This is a genomic window from Polynucleobacter sp. 30F-ANTBAC (assembly GCF_018882385.1).
Lineage (GTDB): Bacteria > Pseudomonadota > Gammaproteobacteria > Burkholderiales > Burkholderiaceae > Polynucleobacter.
Window position 1 is genome coordinate 588,571 of record NZ_JACVON010000001.1, and the last position, 15,676, is coordinate 604,246.

16 protein-coding genes are annotated in these 15,676 nt (G+C 45.8%); 6 read left to right on the forward strand and 10 right to left on the reverse strand.

Going from position 1 to position 15,676, the window contains the following annotated elements:
* Positions 1-58: 58 nt before the first annotated feature.
* From fabG to ICN28_RS02615, 6 genes are all read right to left on the reverse strand, one after another.
* Entirely contained in the window at positions 59-799 is a 741-nt protein-coding gene (gene fabG / locus ICN28_RS02590) for a 3-oxoacyl-ACP reductase FabG (RefSeq protein ID WP_216286003.1), read from the reverse strand.
* A gap of 70 nt (positions 800-869) precedes the next feature.
* Entirely contained in the window at positions 870-1,808 is a 939-nt protein-coding gene (fabD, locus tag ICN28_RS02595; protein ID WP_216286005.1) for an ACP S-malonyltransferase, read from the reverse strand.
* Positions 1,809-1,832: 24 nt separating this feature from the next.
* Positions 1,833-2,837, reverse strand: a complete 1,005-nt coding sequence (locus ICN28_RS02600) for a beta-ketoacyl-ACP synthase III (protein ID WP_370626432.1) — start codon at positions 2,835-2,837, stop codon at positions 1,833-1,835.
* Positions 2,834-3,904: a phosphate acyltransferase PlsX gene (plsX, locus tag ICN28_RS02605; protein ID WP_216286007.1), complete on the reverse strand. Its 1,071-nt coding sequence runs from the start codon at positions 3,902-3,904 to the stop codon at positions 2,834-2,836. Before plsX ends, ICN28_RS02600 begins: the two co-directional genes overlap by 4 nt.
* Positions 3,905-3,968: 64 nt before the next feature.
* Positions 3,969-4,148 carry a 50S ribosomal protein L32 gene (rpmF, locus tag ICN28_RS02610; protein ID WP_216286009.1) on the reverse strand — a complete coding sequence of 60 codons (180 nt, stop codon included), beginning with the start codon at positions 4,146-4,148 and terminating at the stop codon, positions 3,969-3,971.
* Between the two features lie 39 nt (positions 4,149-4,187).
* Positions 4,188-4,787, reverse strand: a complete 600-nt coding sequence (locus ICN28_RS02615) for a DUF177 domain-containing protein (RefSeq protein ID WP_216286010.1) — start codon at positions 4,785-4,787, stop codon at positions 4,188-4,190.
* A gap of 13 nt (positions 4,788-4,800) precedes the next feature.
* Here ICN28_RS02615 and ICN28_RS02620 point away from each other — a divergent pair, with 13 nt between their 5' ends.
* Entirely contained in the window at positions 4,801-5,433 is a 633-nt protein-coding gene (locus ICN28_RS02620; protein WP_216286011.1) for a Maf family nucleotide pyrophosphatase, read from the forward strand.
* Positions 5,430-6,197, forward strand: coding sequence for an SAM-dependent methyltransferase (locus ICN28_RS02625; RefSeq protein ID WP_216286012.1), 768 nt, complete (start codon positions 5,430-5,432; stop codon positions 6,195-6,197). Before ICN28_RS02620 ends, ICN28_RS02625 begins: the two co-directional genes overlap by 4 nt.
* A gap of 7 nt (positions 6,198-6,204) precedes the next feature.
* On the opposite strand, the gene ICN28_RS02630 is transcribed toward ICN28_RS02625, so the two are convergent.
* The 4 genes from ICN28_RS02630 to ICN28_RS02645 form a co-directional block, all read right to left on the reverse strand.
* On the reverse strand, positions 6,205-7,152 hold the full coding sequence (locus tag ICN28_RS02630) for a S49 family peptidase (protein WP_216286013.1): 948 nt from the start codon (positions 7,150-7,152) through the stop codon (positions 6,205-6,207).
* Between the two features lie 90 nt (positions 7,153-7,242).
* Positions 7,243-7,893 (reverse strand): HAD-IA family hydrolase, encoded by a 651-nt coding sequence (locus tag ICN28_RS02635; protein WP_255536089.1) that lies wholly within the window; start codon positions 7,891-7,893, stop codon positions 7,243-7,245.
* Positions 7,894-7,945: 52 nt separating this feature from the next.
* On the reverse strand, positions 7,946-8,821 hold the full coding sequence (locus tag ICN28_RS02640) for a fumarylacetoacetate hydrolase family protein (protein WP_216286014.1): 876 nt from the start codon (positions 8,819-8,821) through the stop codon (positions 7,946-7,948).
* An 83-nt stretch (positions 8,822-8,904) separates the two neighbouring features.
* Entirely contained in the window at positions 8,905-9,840 is a 936-nt protein-coding gene (locus ICN28_RS02645; RefSeq protein ID WP_216286015.1) for an RluA family pseudouridine synthase, read from the reverse strand.
* A gap of 314 nt (positions 9,841-10,154) precedes the next feature.
* Between ICN28_RS02645 and ICN28_RS02650 the strand changes: the two genes are divergently transcribed.
* From ICN28_RS02650 to ICN28_RS02665, 4 genes are all read left to right on the forward strand, one after another.
* Positions 10,155-12,734, forward strand: a complete 2,580-nt coding sequence (locus ICN28_RS02650) for an Rne/Rng family ribonuclease (RefSeq protein WP_216286016.1) — start codon at positions 10,155-10,157, stop codon at positions 12,732-12,734.
* A gap of 23 nt (positions 12,735-12,757) precedes the next feature.
* Positions 12,758-13,873 (forward strand): GTP 3',8-cyclase MoaA, encoded by a 1,116-nt coding sequence (gene moaA, locus ICN28_RS02655; protein WP_216286018.1) that lies wholly within the window; start codon positions 12,758-12,760, stop codon positions 13,871-13,873.
* Between the two features lie 54 nt (positions 13,874-13,927).
* The gene (gene glp / locus ICN28_RS02660) at positions 13,928-15,229 is read left to right on the forward strand and encodes a gephyrin-like molybdotransferase Glp (RefSeq protein ID WP_216286020.1); all 1,302 of its coding nucleotides are present in this window, start codon (positions 13,928-13,930) and stop codon (positions 15,227-15,229) included.
* A 103-nt stretch (positions 15,230-15,332) separates the two neighbouring features.
* Complete coding sequence (locus ICN28_RS02665) at positions 15,333-15,650, forward strand: hypothetical protein (protein WP_216286864.1); 318 nt, start codon at positions 15,333-15,335, stop codon at positions 15,648-15,650.
* Positions 15,651-15,676: the final 26 nt, after the last annotated feature.

The window sequence follows — 15,676 nt, forward strand, 5'->3', positions numbered from 1 at the left end:
CCCCCAAGGGTTGTTGTAAAAATATTGAAATAAGATTTTATCAGCTAATTATGCCAATTTAGTTCAAAAATAGTCCGCCATTCACATGAAGTGTTGTTCCAGTGATGTAACCAGCCCCTGGAGAGGCTAAAAATGCCACCGCATGGGCGATATCTTCAGGTGTTCCAAGGCGTTGAAGCGGAATATTCACTTTTAATGAATTTTGTTGCTCTTCTGACAGTGCTTTTGTCATATCTGTGTCAATAAAGCCAGGCGCTACGCAGTTGACGGTGATATTGCGACTGCCAATTTCGCGTGCCAAAGCACGGCTCATACCTGCTACACCTGCTTTTGCAGCTGCATAATTGGCTTGACCCGGATTACCGCTACTACCCACTACAGAGGTGATATTGATGATTCGGCCACCTTTAGCCTTCATCATTGGACGTAAAACGCCACGAGCCAAACGGAAAACTGCACTTAAATTGGTATCAATCACGGATGACCACTCTTCATCCTTCATGCGCATCGCCAAGTTATCTTGGGTAATACCTGCGTTATTGACCAAAATACTCAAAGTGCCACGCTCTTTAACAACGCTATCAATCAAGGCTTCACAAGCAGCCGCATCATTGACATTCAATACAGCACCAGCACCACCCGTTGGCTTTAATGCCGCATCAATATCTTTGGCACCAGACTCACTCGTTGCCGTACCGATCACGATCGCACCTTGCTTAGCCAACTCCATGGCGATGGCGCGACCAATGCCGCGTGATGCACCCGTTACTAAAGCAATTTGTCCTGTTAATGTTGTCACAAGCTTCTCCGACGATTGTTCGTTATTGAATTTAAGTATGTCGCTTTATTCTGAATCTGATCTCTGACTTTTACGCCTTAATCACAGCCAACGTTTCAGCCAAGGTTGCCGGATCATAAACAGCCAAACCATTTAATTCACCATGAATGCGTTTTGTCATGCCAGTTAATACTTTGCCTGGACCACACTCGACCACGTGCGTTACCCCTTGAGCTGCCATCGCTTGAACTGTCTCAACCCAACGAACTGGTGAAGCTGCCTGTCTCACTAAGGCATTTTTAATAGCGGCAGGATCTTTCAAAATCGTGACATCCACGTTATTGATCACATCAATGCGTGGCGCTTGAAATACTTTATCGGCTAAATAAGTCTCTAATTTTTCAGAGGCTGGTTTTAATAATGATGAGTGGAATGGCGCTGATACCGGTAACGGTAGCGCACGCTTAGCACCTGCTGCTTTAGCCAACTCACAAGCTTTTTCAACCGCTGCTTTTGAACCCGCGATCACTACTTGAGCAGGTGCGTTGTAGTTCACAGCCTCAACCACTTCACCTGTAGCAGCTTGAGCATCAGCACACACTTGGCGAACTGCCTCATCATCCATACCCAAGATGGCAGCCATCCCGCCTGTACCAACCGGTACTGCGTCTTGCATGGCTTGCGCACGGAAACGAACCATTGGAACCGCATCCTTAAATGCAATCACGCCTGAAGCAACTAATGCGCCGTATTCACCTAGACTATGGCCCGCCATCACAGATGCTTCTGGACCACCCGCCGCTAACCAAGCACGGTAACAAGCCACACCGGCTGTCAACATCACGGGCTGCGTATTAGTTGTCAGTGATAACGCCTCAGCAGGACCTTCAGCAATTAACTTGGCAACATCTTCACCCAAAGCTTCTGAAGCTTCATCCAATGTTTTTTTAACTTCTGAGTTGTCACCCCATGCATTCAACATACCCACTGCTTGCGAGCCTTGACCTGGGAATACAAAAGCAAATTTCATTAAATTTCCTGTTATTTCAATTAATTAATATCTGACAAGAGCTGCCGCCCAAGTAAAACCTCCGCCCACACCTTCCATCAGAAGATGCTGACCGCGCTTCACTTGACCAGAGCGTATCGCTGTATCCAATGCCAACGGGATCGATGCGGCAGATGTGTTGCCATGATCTTGAACTGTGACCACCACGTGATCCAACCCAATACCTAGTTTTTTAGCCGTGCCTTCCATGATGCGGATATTCGCTTGATGCGGAATCAGCCAATCGATATTTTCCGGTTTCATATTGGCTTTCTCTAAAACCTCTTGAGCAACTTGCTCTAGAACTTTCACAGCCAACTTGAATACCGCCTGACCATCCATGGTGAGGAATGCTGAGCCCTCTAATGCCCCATTATCAGCTCTGCCAGGAACACAAAGAATGTCACGATGACTTCCATCCGCATGCATGGCTGTAGCCAAAATGCCCGGCTCGTCGCTTGCTCCGATCACCACAGCACCGGCACCATCTCCAAAAAGAACGCAAGTACCACGATCTTTGAAGTTCAAAATGCGTGAGAAAGTTTCAGCGCCAACAATTAATATTTTCTGGTACATGCCACTGCGGATAAAGTTATCCGCAACCGCTAATGAATACGCAAATCCTGAACACACAGCTTGCACATCAAATGCTGCGCAACCATTGTTAATTTTTAATTTATCTTGCAAGACACAAGCCGAACTTGGAAAACCACCTAAATTATCCGGTGTAGAGGTCGCTAAAATAATCAGATCAAGATCATTGGCATCAATACCTGCGGCCTCAATAGCACGTTCAGCAGCTTTTAAAGCTAAATCACTTGTCAACTCGCCATCTGCAGCAAAATGACGCGCACTGATGCCACTTCTAGAAAAAATCCACTCGTCACTGGTCTCAATACCATCTTTAGCTAATTTTTCTGTGATGTCAGCGTTCGTGACTTTATTAGCAGGCAAGTAGCTGCCAGTCCCCAAAATTCTGGCATAAATTCTTGGAGTCATATTTTGTGTCATACCGCCTCCGGATTTTGTTGCGCAGACTGAGTCACCTTTAACGCCTCAGCTGCCTTAAAGGCTTCTGATGCTTTAAAGGCTTCAGCAACCTTACCAACCATATTATTTTTGGCACCCTCATAAGCTCTTCGCAATGCCGTCATGTACGCTTTTTTATCAGCGGAACCATGACTCTTCAATACCAAGCCTCGCAAACCCAACAGTACAGCACCGTTGTAGTTACGATGATCCACACGATTTTTAAAACGTAATAAAACCGGCATAGCCGCCAAAGCCATCAACTTAGTTAACCAGTTACGACTAAATTCTTCTTTAATTAAATCAGAGATCATGTGAGCCAGACCTTCTGTGGTTTTTAGCGCCACATTGCCCACAAAACCATCGCAAACAACAATATCTGTTGTGCCTTTAAAAATATCATTACCTTCTACGTTGCCATAAAAGTTGAGATTACTTTGTCGCAATAATTCACCGGCTTCTTTAACAACCTGATTACCCTTAATGACTTCTTCGCCAATATTGAGCAAACCTATCGTTGGATGAGCAATGCCATCAACAGCCCTAGCCATCACATCAGCCATTTGAGCAAACTGCAATAAATGCATTGCTTCACAATCAGCGTTAGCGCCTAAATCTAATACGGTAGTCCCACCACCCGATTGGTTAGGCATTGGCGCAGCAATCGCAGGACGGTCAATACCATCTAAAGTTTTGAGTACGTATCGTGAAATGGCCATGAGCGCACCGGTATTGCCAGCCGAAACTGCACCATCGGCCAAGCCGTCTTTGACTTGCTGAGCTGCAACACGCATCGAAGAATCTTTTTTCTTACGCAAAGCAACTTCAATGGAGTCATCCATCGTCACCACTTCCGAAGCATGAACAACCGTGATCCGCTGCTTGATTTCAGGGGACACTTTAGCCAACGCCTGATTAATTAAATCAGCGTTTCCGACAAGGCGTATGTTTAAGTCTGGCAACTCGGCCAGAAGATCTGTGCTGGCGGGTATCGTGACCACTAGACCGTGGTCTCCACCCATCGCATCAACAGCTAGCGTGACGCTCATTAAGATTCTTAATTAAGAAAAAAGCGGCCACTCGAGGTGCCGCTTCTTCTATTCTCGTAGGAGATTAGTCGTTCTTAGTTTTGATGACTTTACGACCACGGTAGTAGCCATTTGGGCTAATGTGGTGACGTAAGTGCGCCTCACCAGTCGTTGGCTCAACTGCCAATGAAGGTGCGGTCAAAAAGTCGTGAGCACGGTGCATGCCACGCTTTGATGGTGATTTTTTATTCTGTTGAACAGCCATGTTTTAACTCCTAAACGAAGCAAAGATTGTAGCACAAACTCATTGTTTCTTGAGCTTTTCTAGGATAGCAAATGGGTTGGGCTTCTTAATAATGATCTCTTCCGACCCTGTTTTAAGCTTTTGTGTGACTTTAGCCAGATCTTCAGCCTTGCACTCACCTGGTGCGTGTCTAGCTGAAAGCGGTAGACTTAAGAGCAGCTCATCTTCCATATTTTCAAGCAAATTAAAGGTTTCGGAGCTAACCAAGGCATCTTCAGCATCTTGATTTTCCTCATCCATATCCCACGCTTCAGCCTCTTCCTCCGTGTCAAACAAGATGTAATCTCGATCCGAGTCGATAGACTCCATGTAAGGCTGAAAGCAGGCCTGGCAATGCAATGGCAGATCCACCGCTAAACGTAAGTGCATGTATTGCAAGGGAATTCCACCTAAACGCTCTTCAAACCAAGTGCTCAACTCCCAGTGCACTTGAGATGGCTTTAAATTGCTATCCGAGGCTATTTCCTGTGACAATCGAGGAAAGGAAGATAAGTCCAAGGCACCCTGACCAAGAAAAGTAGCCCCTGACCTCAAATCAATTGATTGAAGATCTTTGGGGTTATTCGGCAAAATATGGGGTGTTGTTTTATTTGAATTCATACCGAAAGCATAAATGAGCGCCGTTCCAAGCCCAAGTAATTTATCAACTATTTTGCCATCCGCACCCCAAAAATTGATTTTGGCATCCACTTCAAAATACAGAAAAGAGCTATTAACACGCTTAGGATTGCCTTTTTCATGCGTTTCACCTGCCGTAGATGAGCAAGCACTCACAGGCGAAACCCCAATGGCTATGGCTTTACGTTTGGCAGAGGCGAAAGCCTTGGCTATTTCCCAAACGGAGACTGACGCATGGGTGATCGGCTCGGATCAGGTGGTTGATTTAAATGGTCTTGCCATGGGTAAACCTGGCGATCATGCCAAAGCCCTCCAACAACTTCAATCATTGCGCGGCAATACTGTGCGATTTCACACGGCAGTTTGCTTAGCCAAAGGTCGCGCCACGCAAGTCATGAATGTCATTACTGAAGTTACTTTTAGAGATTTAGATGATGCAACGCTTCATGCCTATCTTCTTGCTGAAACACCCTATGACTGTGCCGGTAGTGCCAAATCAGAAGGCTTAGGCATTTGCTTGCTTGAAAAAGTACGAAGCGATGATCCAACGGCCTTAATTGGCTTACCTCTGATTGCCGTTTGCACCTTACTGCGTGATGCTGGCTTCAAAATACCAGGGTCTCTATGAGCGGCACACTCTATTTAATTCCGAACACCTTAGGCGATGACGCCAGAGAAGAACAGCTCTCGAGCATTTTACCTATCGACACTATCATGCGAGCGGCACAACTGCGTTACTGGATTGTTGAAAATGCCAAAACAGCACGATCCTTTTTAAAAGCAGTCTCCACTCAAACCCCACTCGTTTGCCCCATGCAAGAAATGATGATGTCAGAATGGCGCGGACCTGGCAAAGAACATCAGGGTCGCGAAAACGTAGACCTTAAGAAATTATTACAACCTCTTTTGGATGGGCACGATTTAGGCTTGATGTCGGAGGCTGGCTTGCCAGCCATTGCTGATCCTGGTGCAGATATTGTGAATGCCGCTCATCGTCTTGGTATTACTGTTCGAGCACTTGTAGGGCCCAGCTCTCTTTTGTTAGCTCTGATGTCCAGTGGCATGAACGGTCAGAGCTTTGCGTTTCATGGCTACCTACCCGTGAACCATGCCGACAAAGTGACAACCCTCAAACAACTAGAGCAAGAGTCTAAGAGAAAACATCAAACCCAGCTCTGGATTGAAACCCCCTATCGCAATAGCGCCATGATTGAAACCATGTTGCAAACGCTTCATCCCAATACGCAAATTTGTGTAGCAGCTGATTTGAGTTTGCCAACTGAGTGGGTCAAATCGCATACGGTTGCATCATGGCAAGCATCCATCAAAAAAGAGCCTGGATTAATCCAAGCTCTTCATCAACGCCCTGCTGTCTTTTTGTTATTAGCTTAGTTGCTACTTAGTTGCCATAACGTAAAAATTCATTACGCAAAAGGACTTTTGTCGCGCCCTCGCCCATCGCAGCACCAAAGCGCTTTGCCACACGCTCTGCTAAATTCTCTTTGGTGGTGTAGTCCACAACATCAGGGGCTTTGAGAACATCTCTTGCCACTGAATCGACGGTACCTGTCGCATCTGTTAAACCCAACTCAATACTACGAGCGCCGTTCCAAACTAAACCAGAAAACATTTCTGGCGTTTCTTTTAAACGCTCACCGCGACCATCACGCACCACTTTAATAAATTGCTCGTGCACCTCCAAGATCATCTCTTGAATAAATGCTTTTTGCTTAGGATCTTCTTTTGAAAAAGGATCTAACAAAGCCTTGTTTTTACCAGCAGCAATCACGCGACGCTCAATACCTAATTTATCCATTAAGCCTGTGACACCAAAACCACCCATGATCACACCAATTGAGCCTACCAAACTGGCTTTATCAACATAAATCCGATCTGCTGCTGCGGCCACATAGTAGCCACCGGACGCACAAACCTCTTCCACAACCACATGCAATGGCTTTTGTGGATACAAAGCACGTAAGCGGACCATTTCGTCATGAATAATCCCCGACTGCACCGGTGAACCACCTGGGCTATTGATACGCAGAATCACGCCGACACTCTCCGGATTTTGAAAAGCATCATTCAATGCCAAATTAATAGCCTCGGCACTAGCAGAGGTATTCGGAGCAATCTCGCCTTGCAAGTTGACAAGAGCGGTATGTTTACCGAGTGATGCCTGACCACTTAAATTAAGATCAAAAATATTAATGGCCACACCCACAAAAATGACGAGCGTCACTAGGCGAAGCGCAGTTCTCCAACGTCGACCACGGCGTTGCTCTCTCATATTTTCTAAAAGAAGATGTTCTAGAGCTTGGCGCTCCCAAACTTTTTCGTCTGACATTCAGTAACTTTCTTTGTAATGTATTCGGCTTGGATGAATTTGTTAATTATCTTTTATTTTCTATAAAGGCGTATTGCGCCAGCGAGTTGATTACGCATGAGCTGCAAGCCAGCTTGCTAACTCCGGGATATTGGCCACGCAGGCAAGTGGATTTTCTGTCTTAAGTACGTTAATGGGGTGAGCGCCATACGTTACAGCCACAGCATCAGCACCCGCGTTATTGGCCATCAATAAATCATGGGTTGTGTCACCAATCATCAATACTTTTCCCATCGGCACCATCAAAGACTCCGACAACTCCAACAACATTCCAGGGTGTGGCTTAGCAAATGTTTCGTCAGGTGTTCGACTATCAACAAAGACCTCGTGCAAATCATGAAAGTCCAAGGACCGATTTAAACCCTTGCGACTCTTACCTGTTGCAACAGCCAATAAATGCCCCTTTTCTTTGAGGTCCCACAACAAATCTTTGGCGCCCTCAAACAAACTCAACTCGTGATCTTTTGATAAATAATGGAACCTAAAACGATCCACTAACTTCGGATGATCTTCAACTGAAACCGATGGCACAGCTCGACGCAAAGCTTCCTGAATGCCTAATCCAATAACATGGCTCGCCATCGAATCGTTGGGGATTGGTAAATCCAAATCACGGCAAGCATCCTGAATACAACGCACAATTGTTGGCGTTGAATCCATCAAGGTGCCATCCCAATCCCAAACAATTAATTCGTATTTCAAAGTAGGCTTCCTAAGTATTTATCAGAGGGTTTTGGTATGAGTGAAGTGGCGTTTAGATCACTGGATTTTCCAAAGTACCGATACCCGCAATTTCAATTTTGACGATGTCGCCTTTCTTCAAGAATTGTGGCGGCTTCATTCCCATACCCACGCCACTCGGCGTGCCTGTAGCAATCACATCACCAGGGTAGAGCGTGATGCCTGCCGAGAGGTTTTCGATAATGGTTGGAATATCAAAAATCAATTGCTCGGTTGTACCACTTTGACGAAGTTCACCATTCACCCAACATTGGATCGATGCAGAGCTTGCATCTAACTCGTCAGCAGAAACCAACCAAGGCCCCATAGGGCAGAAAGTATCCAAACTTTTACCCACATGAAATTGCACATGCTTGGCCTGAAGATCACGAGCACTGACATCATTGATGATGGTGTAACCCCACACATACTGACTGACGTCTTCTTTTTTAATGCCTTTACCCTTTTTAGCAATCACCAATGCTAGCTCAGCCTCATAATCCACCTCGTGGCTCACAGTGGGGTGACTCTCAATGGCTACATGAGTCCCGATCACAGACTCTGGCACTTTACTAAAAATGACTGGGAATTTTGGCAAATTAGCCATACTTCCTTGCGCTTCACCGAGCTTACTATCTTTAATCTCTTTGACATGGTCTAAATAATTTTTACCCACACAAAAGATATTCCTACGAGGCTGTGGAATGGGTGCTAAAAGACAAACATCTTGAAGAGCAATCGGCGCCCCTTGCGCTGGCAACGTTTTTCCATCGGCCATCATTTCAATGATGGTTAAAGCCCCTCGATGAGACTCTTCATCAGAGAGCTTGAAAGGCGTAACTGTTTTTAGGTCACTCGAGACAAGCCCCACATAACGTTGCGTTTGGTACTGGAATGCAGCTAACTTCATCAAGCCTCCTTATAAATATTTTTGTTGAATGACGCCATTTTAGTTTTAATCCAATATCCCGTTATGCAGCGACCCTCAATGCGTTAATTCGCTTCAAACTTTTCAAAAGCTTCGGGTATCGGAGCCTCAAAAGTCATTTTCTGCTCAGTTTTAGGATGGATAAAAGACAAGTGTCGAGCGTGCAATAAAAGGCGTTTAGGTCGAACCACCTTATCCAACTCTTGATTGCCATACTTGTCATCCCCCAAAATCGGATGGCCATAGGCTTGGAGATGAACCCTAATTTGATGAGTCCGTCCAGTTTTTAACTGGGCCTCCACCAAACTGCATAAACCATCCAAATAATTGGCTTTTACACGGATATTGGTATGACTGAGCTGCCCACCATCGGTTGCCACTCTCACTCGCCTCTCGCCATTCGGTAATAAATACTTCAGCAAAGGGTATTTCAATGGAATCGACTTACCCGATACGGGTAGCTCACCATGAACAATCAATAAATAACGTTTTTCCATTTTCCCTTCACGGATTTGCTCATGAAGGTGGACCAAGGCGCTGCGCTTCTTGGCCAGCATCAAAATACCAGAAGTATCTCGATCCAAGCGATGCACCAATTCTAGAAACTTAGCATCCGGTCTTTGGGCTCTCATGGCCTCAATGAGCCCCAAAGAGACGCCAGAACCCCCATGAACTGCAATCCCAGATGGCTTATCAACCACTAAAATACTATCATCTTCGTGCAAAATGGTTATTTCTGAGCTTATCTTCTCAGAAAGATACTCATTGCTAGGTGGCTTTACTTCTGCAATACGAAGCGGTGGCAGACGTAAAACATCCCCTTCTTGTATTTTTTGGCTGGCATCAGCTCTTTTTTTATTAACTCGGACCTCTCCAGACCGAATAATTCGATAAATATGCGTTTTCGGCACGCCTTTTGCCATGCGAAATAGGAAATTATCTAGCCTTTGGCCAGCTTCCTCAAATAAAACAATGTGTTGGGTTACCGAATGACTGTTCATATGTCATATAATGACCTATCTTGTTGCGCAATATCAAATTTATGATTTGAAAGACGTGCGCCAAGCTCGGTCCGGAATAGCCGAATGATATTCCCAGGGTTCGCCTCTCCCCTGAAGCAATGAGACGCAAGGTTGGCTGGCATAGTGCCGCGAACCGCGAAACTGATAAAAGAATTTAAGCGCGCGCTGACCCACCAATAAGAATAAGTCAGCGAGTGTAGTGAAGTAGTTGTCACAGAAGGTTGTCTCGCACAATCACTTCAATTCCGTTTCGCGTCCCGCGATGGCTGCCTGGCCGCAGTACGGAGTAATTTATGAAAAGAATGTTATTTAATGCTACCCAACAAGAAGAGTTGCGTGTAGCGATCGTTGATGGTCAAAAACTAATCGACATTGATATTGAAACAACTGGGCGTGAACAACGCAAAGGCAATATCTACAAAGGCGTGATCACACGCATCGAACCCTCCCTTGAAGCATGCTTTGTTAACTATGGTGAAGAGCGTCATGGCTTCTTACCGTTTAAAGAAGTTTCTAGAGCTTATTTCAAAGATGGCACAGATGTTAGAAACGCTGGCATCAAAGATGCTTTGCGCGAAGGTCAAGAAATCATTGTTCAGGTGGAAAAAGAAGAGCGCGGCAATAAAGGCGCTGCTTTAACCAGCTTCATCTCGCTAGCAGGTCGTTACCTTGTTTTGATGCCTAACAACCCTCGTGGTGGTGGCGTATCTCGTCGCATCGAAGGTGAAGATCGCAATGAACTTCGTGAAGCGATGGCTCAACTAACGGTTCCAGATGGCATGAGCATTATTGCCAGAACTGCTGGTATTGGCCGAACAGCAGAAGAATTGCAGTGGGACTTGAGCTACTTGATGCAACTTTGGACAGCCATTGATGAAGCGGCTGGCGGCAATCAAGCGCCTTTATTGATTTACTTAGAGTCTAGCTTGGTGATTCGCGCAATTCGCGATTACTTCCAGCCTGATATTGGTGAAATCTTGATCGACACCGATGAGATTTACGAGCAAGCCAGTGCGTTTATGTCCGTGGTGATGCCAGACAACATGTCTCGCGTTAAACGTTACCAAGACGACGTACCTTTGTTCTCACGATTCCAAATCGAACACCAAATTGAGACAGCTTACTCACGTACTGTTTCATTGCCATCCGGCGGCGCGATTGTGATTGACCACACTGAAGCTTTGGTTTCTGTTGACGTCAACTCTGCACGCTCTACTCGTGGCTCAGATATTGAAGAGACTGCAGCAAGAACCAACTTAGAAGCCGCTGATGAATTAGCGCGTCAAATGCGTTTGCGTGACTTAGGTGGTTTGATCGTAATTGACTTCATTGACATGGAGTCTTCCAAGAACCAAAAAGAAGTGGAACAACGCTTAAAAGATGCTTTGCGCCATGATCGTGCTCGCGTCCAAATGGGCAAGATCTCACGCTTTGGTCTTTTAGAGTTATCACGTCAACGTCTACGCCCTGCACTTTCTGAGAGTAGCAATGTCACATGTCCTCGCTGTAACGGCACAGGTCATATCAGAGATACAGAATCGTCAGCTCTTCAAGTACTTCGCATCATTCAAGAAGATGCCATGAAAGAAAATACTGCTTCTATCCACTGCCAAGTGCCAGTCGATGTTGCGGCATTCCTTCTAAATGAAAAACGTGCTGAAGTTATCAAAATTGAGAGCCGATTCAAGGTCAATGTTCTTTTATTGCCCAACAAGCATTTAGAAACACCTCACTACAAGTTAGAGCGTTTGCGTCATGACGACCCTCGCTTGGATGATCCAAAAGCCAGTTACGCTATGGCCGAGGAAGCGAGCAAAGAACTTGAATCAGACACAATCTTAAGTCGCAAAGCGGAAGAAGCTAAGCCACGACAAGAAGCCGCTGTAAAAGGTGTTCGCCCAAGTCAACCAGCTCCAACAGGTGTGGTTCGCCCTGAGCGCAAGTCTGCTGGTGAAAAAGCAAGTTCTGGTGGTTTGATTAGCTTCATCAAGAAGCTTTTCGGTGCCAAAGAAGAAGCTCCAGTTGAAAAACGCCCAACACGTGAAGGTCGCAACGATCGTAACGATCGCAATGGTCGCAGCCGTAACAACCGCAACCGTAACCGTAACAAATCAGAGAACGGCGAGCGCAATACAACACCGCGCGAAGGCGAAGATAAAGCTGAGAACAAAGAAGCTCGTTCACAGCAAAATCAAAACCAACGTCAGCCACGTCAACCGCGTCAACCACGCGATAACAACAAACCTGAAGGTGCCCAAGATACTAAATCTGAGCAACCTAAAGATGCGTTGACGCATGGTGAGCGCCCAGCGACTCCTGAAGGTGAAGAGCGTCCTCGTAGCCGCAATCGTCGCGGACGCAACCGTCGTGACCGCACGGATCGTCCAGAAACTGGCGCTGAAAACAACGGCGTAGCTGATTCCACAGATAGCAGTATGGGTCTCCCTGCTTCTACACCTGAAGCATCCGCTCCATCTTTCACTTCAACTCCTGTTATGACACCTACTGAGGCATCTGTATCAGCACCTGTAGTAGCGGCCTCTGTTGCGCCTGCGGCTTCTGTTGCTCCTGCAACTCCAGTGGCGCCAGTTGTGCAAGCAGTAGCTCCAACAGAGCAAAAGCCTGCGCCTGCTCCACTTCCAAAAGTAGAGTTCAAACCATTGCAAGCGGCTGAGTTAGATTCAGTCTTAGCAACTGCCGGCATGGTTTGGGTGAATACAGACAACACTAAGTTAGAAGAAGTTCGTGCACAAATTGCTGCTGAACCAGTGATTAGTCACCCACCACGTCAACCTAAACCTGCTGTTGAGCTTTCAACAGAGCCGATGGTTTTAGTTGAAACAGGTGGCAAAGAGCAAATCGTCGAAAAGTAAACTTAGTTCTACAATAGGGGAATATGTCAGAAAGAGTTATTCCCCTCATTGATGAACGCCAAAGAAAAATTGGTAGCCATGTGCCGGTTGTACCGGCACAACTACTAAGCCCTGATGGGCTTCTAGCCGATCAACGTGGTCGAGCACTCCATGATTTAAGAATCTCAGTGACAGATCGCTGTAACTTTAGGTGCACTTATTGCATGCCTAAAGAGGTCTTTGATAAAGATTACCCCTATCTAGCTCATGGTGATTTACTAAATTTTGAAGAAATCACACGTTTAGCAAAAATTTATATTGAACACGGTGTTGAAAAGATTCGCCTAACTGGCGGCGAACCGCTTTTGCGCAAGCATATAGAAAGCCTCATCGAAATGTTGGCATCGTTGAAAACGCGCACCGGTCAAGCCCTTGATCTAACGCTCACCACCAATGGCAGTCTGTTACGCAAAAAAGCCAAAGCACTAAAAGATGCCGGTCTTTCCCGTTTAACCGTTAGCTTAGATGGTTTAGATGATGAGATTTTCCGCAAGATGAACGATGTAGACTTCCCCGTTACCGATGTTCTTGATGGCATTGAAGCAACTCGTGAAGCAGGCTTTGAAAATATCAAAGTGAACATGGTGGTTAAAAAGGGCTGCAATGATCAAGAGATCATTCCAATGGCGCGCTACTTCAAGAATACCGGCGTCACCCTTCGATTCATTGAATTCATGGACGTTGGGGCTTCAAATGGTTGGAACATGTCAGAAGTGCTTCCATCGGCAGATGTGATTAAGAAGATTCATGAAGTTTTCCCATTAACCAATATTGATCCTAACTACCCCGGCGAAGTTGCTAAGCGTTGGAAATATGTCGATGGCTCCGGCGAAGTAGGTGTAATCTCAAGTGTGACCCAGGCTTTTTGCAAAGACTGTTCAAGAGCACGCTTGTCGACCGAAGGTAAGATGTATTTGTGCTTATTTGCCACAGAAGGTCATGATCTCAAAGCCCTACTTCGTGAGGGTCGCACAGATCTTGAGATCAGCAATGCCATTGCACAAGTTTGGTCTCAAAGAAGCGATCGTTACTCAGAATTACGCGGCTCTCCAGAGTTAGCGAATAAAGCAAAAGTTGAGATGTCTTATATCGGTGGCTAGAGCACCTGTATTTTGTCTTAGCCTTTAATTTTTTACTTATCTAGAAATAATCTCATGACGAAGCCATCACTTCCAACGTTGAACTCTGTTGTTACCTGTCAATCAGATTATGACCCTGAGTCTCTGAAAGTCGATCAAGCGCTTCAGATTGTGCAAGATTTTGTTGCTTCCAGTGCCAAAGCACTTGAAACAGAAACCGTAGGTATTTACCAATCCCTCGGTCGTATCTTGGCTCAAAATATTATTTCGCCGATCAATGTGCCCGCAGCCGATAACTCGGCTATGGATGGTTATGCTTTTGCTGGTTCATCGATCTCATCCGATGGATCAACATCATTAACTATGATCGGCAAAGGTTTTGCTGGTCATGCGTTTAATGGTGATGTTAAAGCGGGTGAATGTGTTCGCATCATGACTGGTGCCATCATGCCAAACGGTTGCGATACGGTGATCCCACAGGAATTAGTGGAGATCAATAACGATCAAATTCAATTTACTTCAACTGCTGTTAAAGCGGGTGATAACCGTCGCCTCAAAGGCGAAGACCTTAGCGTAGGAAGCCCCGCACTCCTTGCCGGAAAAGTCATTCGCCCTGCTGATCTTGGTTTAATCGCATCTCTGGGAATGGGTGAGGTAGCCGTTAAGCGTCGCTTGCGCGTCGGCTTTTTCTCAACAGGAGATGAGTTACGTTCGATTGGTCAAGAACTAGAACCTGGCTGTGTTTATGACAGCAACCGCTACACCTTGTTTGGCATGCTCACCCGTCTTGGCGTTGAGATCAACGACTTTGGTGTGGTTCGAGATAATCCAGAAGACATGCGTCGAGCCTTTTCTGATGCGGCCGCACAATGTGATGCCGTGATTACCTCCGGAGGTGTATCAGTCGGTGAGGCAGACTACACCAAACAAATCATGCGCGAGTTAGGTGATATCGCCTTCTGGAAAATAAACATGCGCCCTGGCAGACCCATGGCCTTTGGCTCGATCCAATCAAGTGGTCATCAAGCGGTTTTATTTGGCTTACCAGGCAACCCCGTTGCCGTCATGGTGACCTTCTATCAGTTTGTACGCCACGCTCTGTTGGCGATGTCTGGCGCAACAGATTTAGCACCACAAACCATGCAAGCTAGAGCCACTGAAACCATCCGAAAGCGCCCAGGGCGCACGGAGTTCCAAAGAGGCATCCTTAAAACCGATCGCTCTGGTATCAATACTGTCAGCATCACAGGCGCACAAGGTTCAGGGGTCTTGCGCTCCATGAGTGAGGCGAACTGTTTCATTGTGCTGGAACATGACCAAGGCACGATTCAAGCGGGCGATCTGGTAAATGTTGTTTTATTTGAAGGTCTTTTATAAATAATTTGTGTTGCAACGCAGTAAAGTTTTTTAACTTGGTATAGAATTGCGTCAATTCTTGATCCAACTCTTATATAACTGCTCTAACCCAGCCAAAGCCAACATGCCCAGCACGAAGTACACCAAAAAAGAAGTTATCTACGTCGACCCACTTCACACAGCTAAAACGCTTGTTTTAGTTTATTTAAGCTTCTCAGTCCCTGTTGTTTTATTAGCATTATTTGTTGCTTTTATTAGAGACGGTGAACTTCCTGGCTTTACGGTTATTTCAGCACTGGTATTAAATGCTCTCGTAGGGTTTGGTTTACTTTGGTTAGCGTGTAAAGTTTATAACTGGGTAGCGGATCGATTTGGTGGTATCGAAGTAGCCATTAAAGAAACAACTGTGACAGAAATAAAGAAGCCATCTGCGCAAGACTAATTGATTGCCTGTTTTCAGAGATGATC

Bases quoted from the DNA above. Each gene is read 5' to 3' on its own strand.
- fabD (WP_216286005.1), bottom strand. From the start codon at position 1,808: ATGAAATTTGCTTTTGTATTCCCAGGTCAAGGCTCGCAAGCAGTGGGT.
- ICN28_RS02600 (WP_370626432.1), bottom strand. From the start codon at position 2,837: ATGACACAAAATATGACTCCAAGAATTTATGCCAGAATTTTGGGGACT.
- plsX (WP_216286007.1), bottom strand. From the start codon at position 3,904: ATGAGCGTCACGCTAGCTGTTGATGCGATGGGTGGAGACCACGGTCTA.
- rpmF (WP_216286009.1), bottom strand. From the start codon at position 4,148: ATGGCTGTTCAACAGAATAAAAAATCACCATCAAAGCGTGGCATGCAC.
- ICN28_RS02615 (WP_216286010.1), bottom strand. From the start codon at position 4,787: ATGAATTCAAATAAAACAACACCCCATATTTTGCCGAATAACCCCAAA.
- ICN28_RS02620 (WP_216286011.1), top strand. From the start codon at position 4,801: ATGAGCGCCGTTCCAAGCCCAAGTAATTTATCAACTATTTTGCCATCC.
- ICN28_RS02625 (WP_216286012.1), top strand. From the start codon at position 5,430: ATGAGCGGCACACTCTATTTAATTCCGAACACCTTAGGCGATGACGCC.
- ICN28_RS02630 (WP_216286013.1), bottom strand. From the start codon at position 7,152: ATGTCAGACGAAAAAGTTTGGGAGCGCCAAGCTCTAGAACATCTTCTT.
- ICN28_RS02640 (WP_216286014.1), bottom strand. From the start codon at position 8,821: ATGAAGTTAGCTGCATTCCAGTACCAAACGCAACGTTATGTGGGGCTT.
- ICN28_RS02645 (WP_216286015.1), bottom strand. From the start codon at position 9,840: ATGAACAGTCATTCGGTAACCCAACACATTGTTTTATTTGAGGAAGCT.
- ICN28_RS02650 (WP_216286016.1), top strand. From the start codon at position 10,155: ATGAAAAGAATGTTATTTAATGCTACCCAACAAGAAGAGTTGCGTGTA.
- moaA (WP_216286018.1), top strand. From the start codon at position 12,758: ATGTCAGAAAGAGTTATTCCCCTCATTGATGAACGCCAAAGAAAAATT.
- glp (WP_216286020.1), top strand. From the start codon at position 13,928: ATGACGAAGCCATCACTTCCAACGTTGAACTCTGTTGTTACCTGTCAA.
- ICN28_RS02665 (WP_216286864.1), top strand. From the start codon at position 15,333: ATGCCCAGCACGAAGTACACCAAAAAAGAAGTTATCTACGTCGACCCA.